The organism is Chitinophaga sp., assembly GCF_035761305.1.
Lineage (GTDB): Bacteria > Bacteroidota > Bacteroidia > Chitinophagales > Chitinophagaceae > Chitinophaga.
In genome coordinates, this window is the sequence record NZ_DASTRI010000113.1 from 1 (window position 1) to 12,697 (window position 12,697).

General features: G+C 50.2%; 11 protein-coding genes. 7 read left to right on the forward strand and 4 right to left on the reverse strand.

Features of this window, described 5'->3' with window-relative positions:
• Window positions 1–23 precede the first annotated feature (23 nt).
• Entirely contained in the window at window positions 24–659 is a 636-nt protein-coding gene (locus tag VFS25_RS09890; RefSeq protein ID WP_326461976.1) for an ABC transporter ATP-binding protein, read from the forward strand.
• Window positions 660–1,046: 387 nt separating this feature from the next.
• Window positions 1,047–2,153, forward strand: a complete 1,107-nt coding sequence (locus VFS25_RS09895) for a hypothetical protein (protein ID WP_326461977.1) — start codon at window positions 1,047–1,049, stop codon at window positions 2,151–2,153.
• Window positions 2,154–2,156: 3 nt separating this feature from the next.
• Here the strand turns inward: VFS25_RS09895 and VFS25_RS09900 are convergent, their stop codons facing one another.
• Both VFS25_RS09900 and VFS25_RS09905 read right to left on the reverse strand, forming a co-directional pair.
• The gene (locus tag VFS25_RS09900) at window positions 2,157–2,720 is read right to left on the reverse strand and encodes an NAD(P)H-dependent oxidoreductase (RefSeq protein ID WP_326461978.1); all 564 of its coding nucleotides are present in this window, start codon (window positions 2,718–2,720) and stop codon (window positions 2,157–2,159) included.
• Window positions 2,721–2,770: 50 nt separating this feature from the next.
• Entirely contained in the window at window positions 2,771–4,324 is a 1,554-nt protein-coding gene (locus tag VFS25_RS09905; RefSeq protein ID WP_326461979.1) for a hypothetical protein, read from the reverse strand.
• A 246-nt stretch (window positions 4,325–4,570) separates the two neighbouring features.
• Here VFS25_RS09905 and leuC point away from each other — a divergent pair, with 246 nt between their 5' ends.
• From leuC to VFS25_RS09930, 5 genes are all read left to right on the forward strand, one after another.
• Window positions 4,571–5,968 carry a 3-isopropylmalate dehydratase large subunit gene (gene leuC / locus VFS25_RS09910; protein ID WP_326461980.1) on the forward strand — a complete coding sequence of 466 codons (1,398 nt, stop codon included), beginning with the start codon at window positions 4,571–4,573 and terminating at the stop codon, window positions 5,966–5,968.
• Between the two features lie 40 nt (window positions 5,969–6,008).
• Window positions 6,009–6,755 (forward strand): methyltransferase domain-containing protein, encoded by a 747-nt coding sequence (locus VFS25_RS09915; protein ID WP_326461981.1) that lies wholly within the window; start codon window positions 6,009–6,011, stop codon window positions 6,753–6,755.
• A gap of 9 nt (window positions 6,756–6,764) precedes the next feature.
• Window positions 6,765–7,364 (forward strand): 3-isopropylmalate dehydratase small subunit, encoded by a 600-nt coding sequence (gene leuD, locus VFS25_RS09920; protein ID WP_326461982.1) that lies wholly within the window; start codon window positions 6,765–6,767, stop codon window positions 7,362–7,364.
• A 36-nt stretch (window positions 7,365–7,400) separates the two neighbouring features.
• On the forward strand, window positions 7,401–8,480 hold the full coding sequence (gene leuB / locus VFS25_RS09925) for a 3-isopropylmalate dehydrogenase (protein WP_326461983.1): 1,080 nt from the start codon (window positions 7,401–7,403) through the stop codon (window positions 8,478–8,480).
• Window positions 8,481–8,549: 69 nt separating this feature from the next.
• A complete protein-coding gene (locus VFS25_RS09930) occupies window positions 8,550–10,058 on the forward strand; it encodes a 2-isopropylmalate synthase (protein ID WP_326461984.1) in 1,509 nt (502 codons plus the stop codon).
• 143 nt (window positions 10,059–10,201) lie between these two features.
• On the opposite strand, the gene VFS25_RS09935 is transcribed toward VFS25_RS09930, so the two are convergent.
• Window positions 10,202–11,935 (reverse strand): thiamine pyrophosphate-dependent enzyme, encoded by a 1,734-nt coding sequence (locus tag VFS25_RS09935; RefSeq protein WP_326461985.1) that lies wholly within the window; start codon window positions 11,933–11,935, stop codon window positions 10,202–10,204.
• Between the two features lie 258 nt (window positions 11,936–12,193).
• Window positions 12,194–12,697, reverse strand: a 504-nt coding sequence (locus VFS25_RS09940; protein ID WP_326461986.1) for a M15 family metallopeptidase, incomplete at its 5' end; no start/stop codon positions are given.

Consider the following 12,697-nt stretch of genomic DNA (forward strand, 5'->3'; position numbering starts at 1 on the left):
GATTTATTCTTTAATATTAACATATGCTCATACTGCAACATGTTCAAAAAAGATACTACGAAAGGCTGATAATCAATATTCCACAGCTGGAGCTGCCGGCTGGTATTTACTGGATGCAGGGCGGCAACGGCGCGGGTAAAACCACCTGCCTGAAAATTATGGCCGGCCTTATTCCGTTCGACGGGGAAGTGAAAATTAATACGCATATAAGCAGCAAGCAACAGCCGGTGCAGTACCGGCAGCTGGTAAACTATGCAGAGGCCGAACCGCTGTACCCGGGTTTTCTTACCGGGCGCGATCTGTTGCAGCTGTATATCAGCACCAAAGGCGCAGGGTATGAAGATGTACACGTATTATCCACCTCATTGGGCATCCCGGATTTTATTAATAATCCTGTAAGCAGCTATTCCAGCGGCATGTTAAAAAAGCTGTCGCTGCTGCTGGCCTTTACCGGCAAACCCGCGCTGATATTGCTGGATGAGCCTTTGATTACGCTGGACACCGCCGCCATCCGGGAGCTTTACAGCTGGATAGGCCGCTTTCATACGCAACACGGGGTTTCGTTTCTCATCACCTCTCACCAGCCGCTGGCAGCCGGCGCGCTACCGGTAACGGCGGCCCTGGCCCTGCAGCAGGGGCAATTAAGAATGAATAATTAATAATTAATAATACATGGCGATGTGGTATCTGGAGAAATGTTTTATTACGGCTCCATGGTAATTAATAATTAAAAATGAATAATTAATAATGAATGGCGATGGGGTATCAGGATAGTGCTTTATTGAAACTTGTTCTTTTTTCATCAATCATTAATACACATAATTGACGGTGGCGGCACACCGCATTTAGTTATTATTCATTCTTAATTATTCATTAAACGATAGTGACGGGGGTGCGCACTGTTGCTAACAGTAGCACACCGCATTTATTATTATTCATTATTAATTATTCATTATTCATTAAACAGTGGTGGCCGGGTGCACACTATTGTTAACAGTAGCACACCGCATTTATTATTATTCATTCTTAATTATTCATTATTAATTATGATAAAAGTTCTCAGCAAAATATTTATACAACGTTTCTACGCGCGCAACACCGGGTTTTTCCTTTTGCTGTTTTACCTGCTGTTTGGTATTGTGCCCGGCGGGCAGCTGCTATTATACCATTACAGTTTAATGATGGGCATTGTAAGCACCGGCGGCTTTCTGCTGATTGCACTGGGCGTGTGGTTACTGTATAACCTGAAATGCATGTGGCATATGCTGGGCACCATAAACGCGCAGGAATACAGCTTTTTATACCAAACCATCGGTACGGTAAATACAGTGCGGCAGCGCCGCAGCTGGCTGGTTGTGCACATTGGTATATATGCGCCGGCATTGATATATAGCCTGATCGCCGCTGTGCTGGCCGGTTTTAATGGGTATTATATGGCGCTGGCGGTGTTGCTTGTTTTTAATGCGCTCATGTGCGGGCTGCCTGTATTGCTGTACAGCCGTTTAATACAACGGCCGGGCGCCGTGCTCTTTTATCACAAATGGATCCAATGGTTCAACCGCCGCGTGCATAAACCCTTACCGCTCTATTACATTTATGAGCTGGCGGCCAGCCGCACACGCAGGCTGCTGATCGTAAAAGTGCTGTCGTATTTAATACTGATGGCAACTTTCAGCCTTATGGATGAATATGATGTGCGGGTAGCGCTAACCGGGCTGCTGATTGCTTTGCTGCTGCACAGCGTACTGGTGTTTGAGCACCGGCATTTTGACGATCAGTACCTGGCTTTTACCCGCCATCTGCCTATACCGTTGTGGAAACGCTATGCCACGCTTTGTATTACCTACGGCTGTTTACTGCTGCCTGAATTTGCCTTGCTTACCGTGCATACGTTGCGGTATAACAGCTGGCACTGGCTGCTGCTGGGAGCTTTCGGCGCATCGGTGTTGCCGTTGTTCCGGTGCCTGCTGTATTTTCCCCGGCTTGACCAGGATAAGTATTTGCGGTGGGTGTTCCTTATATTTTGCGCATTGCTGTTTATGACGCTGGGTTACCTGTATGCCTGGGCAGTGCTGTGTACGCAGGCGTTGGCCTTTGCATTGTTTGCAGGCCGGTATTACCGGTATGAGCCTATGTATGAGCAGGTGCAGTAATATTTACACACTGCGCAATTTCCTGCTTAGCTCCACCAACGCTGTTAACAGCTGTGGTATTAACTTTTTGGCGGTTTCATCCAGCAGGTTGCCATCACCATCAAACTTGTGCTGTGCAGCGGCAATCATCACCTCTGGCCGGTTAACGGCATAGGCGTTTAAATACACCATTACCTGCCTTAAATGATACTGCATGCGCGCGGTGCCCAGCGCGCTTATGCTGGCGCCCATAATGGCTACGGCCTTATTGTCAAACGGTTTATCGGGGTGACGGGAAAGAATGTCTATGGCATTTTTCAGGGCTCCGGGAATGGAGTAGTTATATTCCGGAGATACAAACAGCACACCGTCTGCAGCTTTTATCCGGGCGGCCAGCCGCTCTACGTTGTCAGGGAATGCAAGTGTGTGCAGGTCGGCATTGTAAAAAGGGATGCCGCTGATGTTTTCCTGTTCAATGATAATGTTGGCAGGGGCCAGCTGTTGGGCGGCTTTCAGCGCCATTGTGTTATAAGAGCCTTTGCGTAAGCTGCCGGAAATGGCAATAATGCGGAACTGCTGTTCAGACATGGCAGGTTAATGGTTTTTCAACAGGCTAAAGATAATGAAAATGCAGCAGCTTATATCCGCGGTTCTTTCTTCAGGAACTTGCGTTTTATAACGTCCTGTACAGGCACGCCTTCTATCTTGCTTTCCAGCCAGCTGATAATGTCCAGGTACAGGAATGAGCGGCGTTCGTAGGGGTTTTTGGATATTTCCACCAGTCTTTCTTTCAGGTCGGCAAAAGCGCTGCGCAGGGCTTTGGGATGGGCATAGATGTTCTTGCGCAGGAACTTCAGTATTTCCTCCATCGTCTGCCCAAGGTCTTTATTCTTGGAAATAAAGTGGTATACGGATTTAATCAGGTACTCTACCAGCCCGTAGTTCTCCAGCTCATAATGCGCTATCAGGTGCAGTATGCGGGCAAAGCACTGTATATCCGCCCGCAGGGCGCCAATGCGCAGGTGAATAATCTTGTTCAGGTACACAATGGCTTTGTTGTTATCCCCGCTGCCAAAATACAGGCACGCTATTTTGTAGTAGAACACCAGCACGCGGTGCTGGTCTACCTTCAGCTGGTGCTCTGCTATACGCTCTTCCAGCTCAGGTACCAGGCCAAGCCCTTCGCTGAAGGTGCCTTCCAAAAAGTGGTGGTTTATTTTGGCGGTGTACAGGTACACGAAGGCATTGGTGCGGGTATTTTCACTGAAGTTCTCCTGGTTAAGGTTAATAAAATCTTCCAGCTCCTGCAGCACACAGGTGAACTTTTCATCGTTCATGGTATAAAAATGAGCTGTGAGCAGGTTGTGCATGGCTTTAATGTACATGTCCACATCCGTTTTCAGCAAGGAGGGATATTCTTTGAACAGGTTCACCCATTTTTGCGTGTAGCGGTAGTACATCACAAAATCCTGCAGGATGTAGTAATACCAGCAATAAGCCTGGTACAGGTATATTTTCTCATAAAAGCTCATGTGGTTTTTAGCCAGCGGGGGCGCATTATCCTCAAAAAAGCGCTTTACCATTTCCGCATCTTTCTCGTTACGGGCATGGCCCAGCTTCAGGTACAGGCCGTACAGCTGCAATGAAAGGGTGCTAAGGCGGCTGATGCTGGTAAGCTGCTGCTCTATTACCCTCGACTCTTCGCTCAGCTCCTCGGCCCGGTTTTCCAGGCTGCGGGTAATGTGCCGGCTTTCTATCAGCTTCTCAAATTCCACGATTTCGTAGGTGAGCATTACCTCTTCCTGCTCCATGGCCATGCTTTTGGCGCGCGACAGCAGCTTCAGGCTCTGGTTATACAGGCCTTTGTTGTACAGCACGCGGGCATGGTCCAGCTGCTCCCGCAGGTCAATCAGCGGGTCTTTTTGCTTAAACAGCAGGCGAAGGCTGGTGAGCAGCTGCTTGTACAGGTGGGCTTTTACATTGCTTAGCTGCTGCTTTTTAATGGCGGGTATCTTCTTCAGGATCTGCTCTTCGTCATAGTCCTTCATTTTGTCCAGGGTATTGAACAGCTGTATAAACAGCACGTCCTCCTTGGTATTGTTTTTATTAAAAGCCAGTTGAAAATTCCTTTTTTCTGCTTTTGTAAGTGTTTTTATTAATATGAATAAAGCGTCATGCTGACTGTTGGGCATCGTTATTAAAGTCTTGTAAGTAATTGTTTTTCAAGTGAATAATGGTTTTCGTTTCACCTTAAACATCGTAATTATAGCAAATTTAACGATATGGTAATTAACAGTTCACCATTAGATTTGGAGGTATAAACGATCAGGACGCATAAAAGTACTTAACAAAGACCAATTTCCGCGTAATGCGGGCCGGTTTTCCGGAACAAAGCAGCAGCGCCGGCGCCCGCGGAAAAGGTTGTAAAGTAATTACGGATGGGAAAAACATTAGTAGATAAGATATGGGATGCCCATGTGGTGGTGAGCAAACCCGGTTTTCCGGATGCTGTGTACATTAACACGCATTTTATTCACGAAGTAACCAGTCCACAGGCATTCGACGGGCTGCGCAAAAGAGGCATTCCCGTGTTCCGCCCGCAGAAAACAAGGGCCACCGCCGATCATAACGTACCTACCATTGACCAGCATTTGCCTATTAAAGAGGCCCTGAGCCGCCACCAGGTGGAGATGCTGACCAAGAATACCGCGGAATTTGGCGTGGAGCTGTACGGCCTGGGCCACCCTTACCAGGGCATTGTGCATGTAATAGGCCCCGAGCTGGGCATTACCCTGCCAGGTATGACCATTGTGTGCGGCGACAGCCACACCTCTACCCACGGCGCCTTTGGAGCCATTGCCTTTGGTATAGGCACTTCTGAGGTAGAGCAGGTGCTGGCCACCCAGTGCATTTTACAGTACCGCCCCAAACGCATGAAAATTGAGATCAACGGGCAGCTGAAAAAGGGCGTGGTATCTAAAGACATTATCCTGTACATTATTTCCCGCATTTCCGCCTCCGGCGCCACCGGCTATTTTGTGGAGTACTGCGGGGAGGCCATCCGCAGCCTGAGCATGGAAGCGCGCATGACCATTTGCAACATGAGCATTGAAATGGGCGCCCGCGGCGGACTTATAGCCCCGGACGATACCACCTTTGAATATATTAAAGGCCGCGAGTTTGCACCCAAGGGCGCGGACTGGGATAAAGCCCTTGCTTACTGGAAAACCCTGCATTCCGATGCAGATGCGGTATTTGATACCACCCTTACCTTTGATGCGGCTGCAATTGAGCCCATGATCACCTACGGCACCAACCCGGGTATGGGCATGGGCGTTACCCAGCACATTCCTTCCCTGGAGCAGCTGGATGTGAAAGAGCAGCCTTCCTTCAAAAAATCGCTGGACTATATGGCCCTGGAGCCGGGCAGCACGCTGCTGGGCAAAAAGGTAGACTATGTGTTTATCGGCAGCTGCACCAACTCCCGTATTGAGGACCTGCGCATGGTGGCCGATTTTGTAAAAGGCAAGCACAAGGCCAGCGGCGTGGTGGTGTGGATAGTGCCGGGCTCCAAACAGGTAGAGGCCCAGGCTAAAAAAGAAGGAATAGACAAGATATTTGAAGATGCCGGTTTTCACCTGCGGGAACCCGGATGCTCGGCCTGCCTGGGTATGAATGAGGATAAGGTGCCTGCGGGCATGTACTGCATATCCACCTCTAACCGCAATTTTGAAGGCCGGCAGGGGCCCAATGCCCGCACCTTCCTGGCCAGCCCGTTAACAGCGGCGGCAGCGGCCATCACGGGCCGGGTAGCAGATGTACGGGAACTGGTGTAACCCTGGCAGCGGGGAATTTTGTAACAAATGAAAAAGTATTATGTCCTGGAACGCGGATTTATATAAAAATAATTACGCCTTTGTTTTTCAGTACGGCAACAACCTGCTGGAGTGGCTGCAGCCGCAGGCCGGCGAGCACATACTGGACCTGGGCTGTGGTACCGGCGAGCTAACAGCGCAGCTGGCAGCCGGCGGCGCGCAGGTAACCGGGCTGGATGCATCGGCATCCATGATAGCCAGCGCGCAGCGCACCTTTCCGCAGGTGAATTTTGTAGTGGCCAATGCCGCTTCCTTTTCCCTGCCCGAGCAGTTTGATGCTGTTTTTTCCAATGCTGCCCTGCACTGGATGCTGGATAAAGAGGCGGTGGCCGCCCGCATGTACCAGCACCTGAAACCCGGCGGGCGCCTGGTGCTGGAAATGGGTGCAAAAGGTAATGTAGCCAGCCTGCTGCAGGCGCTGGAGCAGGCCATGCAGCGGCACGGGTACACCTATACGCCGTTCTGGTATTTTCCGTCAGTAGGGGAGTACACCTCCCTGCTGGAAAAATACGGTTTCCGCGTGCAGCAGGTGCTGTGCTTTGACCGTACTACCGAACTGGCCGACCCTGAAAACGGCATTATTGACTGGTTTGACATGTTTGGCGATCACTTTTTTGAAAACATACCCGCTGAAAAGCGTACAGCTATTTTACAGCAGGCGCAGGAAGCGCTGCGGCCTACCCACTACCGCAACGGCAAGTGGTATGCAGATTATGTGCGGTTGCGGATAGCAGCGGTAAAACATTAATAACGTACGATGAAAAAGAACTTTCAACACCTGGTTTCCACAGCAGTACCATTACCGATAGAAAATATTGACACGGACCAGATCATCCCGGCACGCTTCCTGAAAGCCACTACCCGGGAAGGTTTTGGAGAAAACCTGTTCCGCGACTGGCGCTTTGACGCCAACAACCAGCCCAAGCCGGATTTTGTGCTCAATAATCCCCTCTATAAAGGAGCAATACTGGTAGCCGGCAAAAACTTTGGCTGCGGCTCGTCCCGCGAGCATGCTGCATGGTCGCTGGGCGACTATGGTTTTAAAGTAGTGGTAAGCAGCTTTTTTGCAGATATATTCAAGAACAACGCGCTGAACAACTTTATCTTGCCCGTCCAGGTAAGCGATGCGTTCCTGCAAAAGATATTCAAAGCCATTGAGGCCAACGCCCACGCCCAGCTGGAGGTAGACCTGGAAGCACAGTACATTAAAATTGTTGCTACCGGCGACCAGGAAAGCTTTGATATTAATCCCTATAAAAAAGCCTGTCTTATAAACGGGTATGATGATATTGACTATCTGCTGAGCCTGCGCAGTAATATCGAAGCATATGAGGCCAGCCGGGAGTTTAATTTTTAACCGCTGAAAACAATTATTCATTAATTCAACAACTACATGGGTGTCGCTAAAAAGATACTGGTAATTCCGGGAGATGGCATAGGGCAGGAAGTTACAGCCTGGGGACAGAAGGTACTGGAAACTATTGCACATAACTACAAGCACGACTTTACATTTGAAGAAGGCATAATGGGGCATGTGGCCATAGAAGCCACCGGCAACCCCCTGCCCGACGAAACGCTGGAAAAAGCCAGGAAAAGCGATGCTATACTATTTGGCGCTATTGGTCATGCTAAATACGATAACGACCCTACGCTGAAAGTGCGCCCCGAGCAGGGCCTGCTGAAAATCCGCAAGGAGCTGGGCCTGTACGCCAACCTGCGCCCTATAAAGCTGTTTGACGAGCTGCTGGAAGCATCCAGCATTAAACCGGAAATACTGCGCGGCGCCGACATCCTGTTTTTCCGCGAGCTTACCGGTGACGTGTATTTCGGTGAAAAGCAAAGAACCGCAGACCGTAATACCGCATCTGACCTCATGATCTACCATCGCTATGAAGTAGAGCGCATTGCCCGCAAGGCATTTGAAGCCGCCCGCACCCGCCGCTGCAGGCTGTGCTCAGTAGACAAGGCAAATGTGCTGGAAGCCAGCCGCCTGTGGCGGGAGGTAGTGCAGGAAGTTGCCAAAGACTACCCTGATGTGGAAACAGAGCATATGTTCATTGACAATGCCGCCATGCAATTGATCAAAGACCCTAAACGTTTTGACGTGGTAGTAACCGGTAACCTGTTTGGGGATATATTAACAGACGAAGCCTCACAGATAGCCGGGTCTATGGGTATGCTGGCATCTGCTTCGGTAGGCGACAGCAATGGATTTTACGAGCCTATACATGGTGCTGCGCACGATATTGCGGGCAAAGGACTTGCCAACCCGCTGGCCGCTATTTTGTCTGCTGCGCTGATGCTGGATATTTCATTTGGCCTTAAAACCGAGTCGCAGCGCGTAATAAAAGCCGTGGAAGCCACGCTGCGCCAGGGCTACCGCACTATGGACATTGCCAACAAGCATACGGAAAATGCGCTGATCGTGGGTACAGACGGCATGGGTGGCAAAGTGCTGGAAAACCTGTGCTAGTCCATCATTATTAATTATTAATTACAAATAGCCACCGACAACTGATAACTGACTTAAAATTGTTATAAAATGGATAAAAATCGTGTTTACGTTTTCGATACCACCCTCCGGGATGGCGAACAGGTTCCAGGCTGCCAGTTAACCACCGTAGAAAAGATTGAAGTAGCAAAGGAGCTGGAAGCATTAGGTGTAGACATTATTGAAGCGGGGTTCCCCATCTCCAGCCCGGGCGATTTCCAGAGCGTGGTAGAAATTTCCAAAGCCGTAACCGAGCCGGTGATCTGCGCGCTTACCCGCGCCAATAACATGGATATTGACGCCGCAGTAGAAGCCCTGCGTTTTGCCAAACGCAAGCGCATACATACCGGTATAGGCGCGTCTGATATGCACATCAAATATAAATTCAACAGCACCCGTGAAGATATACTGAAACGCGCGGTAGATGCTGTTAAATATGCCCGCAGGTTTGTGGATGATGTGGAGTTTTATGCAGAAGATGCCGGCCGTGCGGATGATGAGTACCTGGCCCGTATGATAGAAGCGGTTATTGCTGCTGGCGCCACGGTAGTGAACATACCTGATACCAACGGCTATTGCCTGCCGGAACAGTATGGCGCCAAGATTAAGTACCTTGTAGATCATGTGTCCAATATTGATAATGCCATTATTTCCGTGCATTGCCATAACGACCTGGGTTTGGCTACAGCAAACACCATTGCCGGTGTAATAAACGGCGCACGCCAGGTAGAGTGCACCATTAACGGCATTGGAGAGCGCGCAGGCAACACCTCCCTGGAAGAAGTGGCCATGATCATGAAAACGCATCATGCGCTGGGTTACCATACCGGCATTAACTCCAAACATATTTACGGTGTCAGCACCCTGGTATCTACCCTCATGCGTATGCCGGTACAGCCTAACAAGGCCATTGTAGGCCGCAATGCATTTGCCCACAGCTCCGGCATTCACCAGGATGGGGTGCTGAAGCACCGTGAAAACTATGAAATACTGAACCCGGAAGATGTAGGTATTGCCACCAGCTCCATCATTCTTACGGCACGCAGCGGCCGCCATGCCTTAAAGCACCACCTGGACCGGCTGGGTTATAAGCTGGATAAAATTAACCTGGATGAGGTGTACCAGCGCTTCCTGGTAATGGCCGATCAGAAAAAGGAAATCAGCGACGCCGATCTGCAACAGCTGATGGGTGACGGCAACGAAAAAAACTACGACGATGACCAGGCTATTAAGGTAACGCTGCTGCAGGTAGTATGCGGCGATCCGCTGCGCCCTATGGCCACAGTAAAACTGAAAGTAAACGGTGAGGAGCGGGAAGCCAGCGCTGCGGGTAACGGCCCGGTGAATGCCACCATTAACGCCATTCATGAGATTATTAAAGACGACATCAGCCTCGATGAATTTAGCATACAGGCCATGCATGGCGGCAGCGAAGATGTAAGCAAGGTGAATATGCGCGTTAGGTGCAATGGCCAGTCATACTACGGTTTCGGCTACTCTACCGATATTGTGAACGCTTCCGTAAACGCCTATGTTGATGCGCTGAACAAGATCTATTGAAATGTAAAATATTAAATGTAAAATGTTAAATGTAAAAGGGAATGCAGTGGTATTAGTACGCTGTATTCCCTTTACTTTTTTAGTATAATTACACACTGCCCTTACTTTTGCATTCTACATTTTAAATTCTACATTTTACATGCTCACAACAGCTCTGTAAGATGCCTGTAATTCGACTTCATCATTTCCAGCACTTCATCCATACGGCCGCCCAGCATTAGCTTGGTCATGGAAAGGGCATATCCTTTTACCTGCTCCCACTCCACTTTAGGTGGCATAGCCAGCGCCGCGGGGTTGGTCATAATATTCACCAGCACCGGGCCTTCATCATTAATAGCCGTTTGCAGCGCACCCTTTACGCCTTCGGGCACCTGTACGGTAAGGCCTTTGAAACCCATGGCGCGCGCCAGTACGGCAAAGTCGGGGTTTATCATATCGGTTTCATTGTCCGGTAAGCCCTGCACCTGCATTTCCAGCTTAACCATACCCAGTGAGCGGTTGTTAAATACTACCAGTTTAACAGGCAGGTCGTACTGGCGTATGGTGGCCAGGTCGCCCAGCAGCATTGACAGGCCGCCATCGCCGCACAGGGCAAATACCTGCTTGCCGGGATGGGTAAGCGCTGCGCCAATGGCCATGGGCATGGCGTTAGCCATGGAGCCGTGGTTAAAGGAGCCCAGCATTTTGCGTTTGCCCGTTGCATTTATATAGCGTGCGCCCCAAACGCAGCACATGCCGGTATCAAGCGTAAAAATGGCGTCATCTGCCGCCAGCTCGTTCAGGGTGGCGGCTACAAACTCGGGCTGTATCAGGTTAGTGGTGCCGGGGTCTTTTACAAATTCGTGCAGCTGTGCTTTCACTTTATCATAAAGCTCCAGCTGTATCTTTAAAAAGCGATCATCTGTTTTTTGTGCCAGGTAGGGCATCAGCGCCTGCAGCGTATCTTTTATATCGCCATGTAGCCCCATCTCCAGCTTTGCGCGGCGGCCCAGTCTTTCGGGCTTTTCATCTATCTGCACAATCTTGTTCTTCACCGGCATAAATGGCGTGTAGGGGAAGTCGGTGCCCAGCAGCAGCACTACCTCTGCTTCATGCATGCCGTGGTAGGCTGCGGGGAGGCCCAGCAAACCGGTCATGCCAACTTCATAAGGATTATTATATTGTATGCCCATTTTGCCGCGGAAAGAATAGCCTACCGGCGCTTGCAGCAAGCCCGCCAGCGTTACCACCTCCTTATGCGCCGCAGCCGCGCCAATGCCGCAAAACACCGCTATTTTCGTATGTTCGTTCAGCAGGGCGGCCAGGCGTTCCAGCTCCTGGTCGGCAGGGCGTAACACGGTGTTGCCGGAATAGTTACGTATGGCGGTAATGCTTTCCTGCGCCGGCATGGCCGATACGTCGCCCGGCAGGCCCAGTACTGCTACGCCTTTGCAATGTATGGCGTGTTGTATGGCCGCCTGCAGCATGCGGGGCGCCTGGGCCGGTGTGGTGGCCACCTGGTTATAGCAGCTGCAGTCGTCAAATAGCTTAAAGGTGTTGGTGGCCTGGAAATAATCCATACCAAATTCCGGCGTGTTTATGGTGGAGGCTATTGCTATAACCGGAACGCCTGTACGGTGCGCATCGTACAGGCCATTAATGAGGTGCACATGCCCGGGACCGCAGCTGCCGGCGCAGCAGGCCAGTCCTTCCAGCTCGGCTTCTGCGGCAGCGGCATAGGCGCCCGCTTCCTCATGCCGCACATGAATCCATTTAATCTGTCCATTCCTTCTTACAGCATCATTCAGCTCATTTAAACTATCGCCGGTTACAGCGTAAATCCTTTTTACGCCGTTTGCCACCAGCATTTCTACTACCTGGTCTGCTACTTTTCTCATGATTTCCTGGTTTTAATGAAAAGAATAAATATGGTTTTCTGAATGGGGGTATATCCGGGGTAAGTTGCTTGTATACAGCCCAGCTTGCCAAGGGCTGCTATGGGTTTAAATGCAAATCTTGTTCCTGCTTTCCTGTGGCTATCTTAAAAATGGCTTAAAACATATCCCTGCAGCGGATGTTTAATCATGTACATTACCACTCCTGGCTGCTTTACCGCTTTTACACTGTTTGCAAAAATAAATAAGCATATGGCTGTTTCAGGGGCACAAGGCGTCAAACCCCAGGTTCAGCAAAGGATAATTCCGGTAATCCGGAAGGTAAAAGTGCCACCACTCTGTTTCCAGGGCGGTAAAGCCGTGCTGCTCCATTACATTGCGCAACAGGGTGCGGTTAGCGAGTACTGTGGTATCGGCAGGCCGGTAGCTGTAGTGCGCCTTTTCTGTAAAATCGTCGTAACCGGTTGGCATTGGAATAGTATCGCCGGTGGCCAGTTTTATAATCGTAAGGTCTACCGCAACGCCGCGGTTATGGCCGCTGCCTTTGCGCGGGTCGGCAGCATAGCGGTCGTCCGGTACAATGGTCCACATTTTTTCGGTAACAGCATAAGGGCGGTAAGCGTCAAATATCTTCAGTCCATATCCTTGCGCGCGCAGCTGCTGCTGTACGGCTTTCAGGGCCTTGGCTGCCGGAAGGCGCAGCAGCACTTTGGGATGTGTATATAACACCTGGCCGGTAAAGTTGCGGGTAGTGGCATAGCGTAC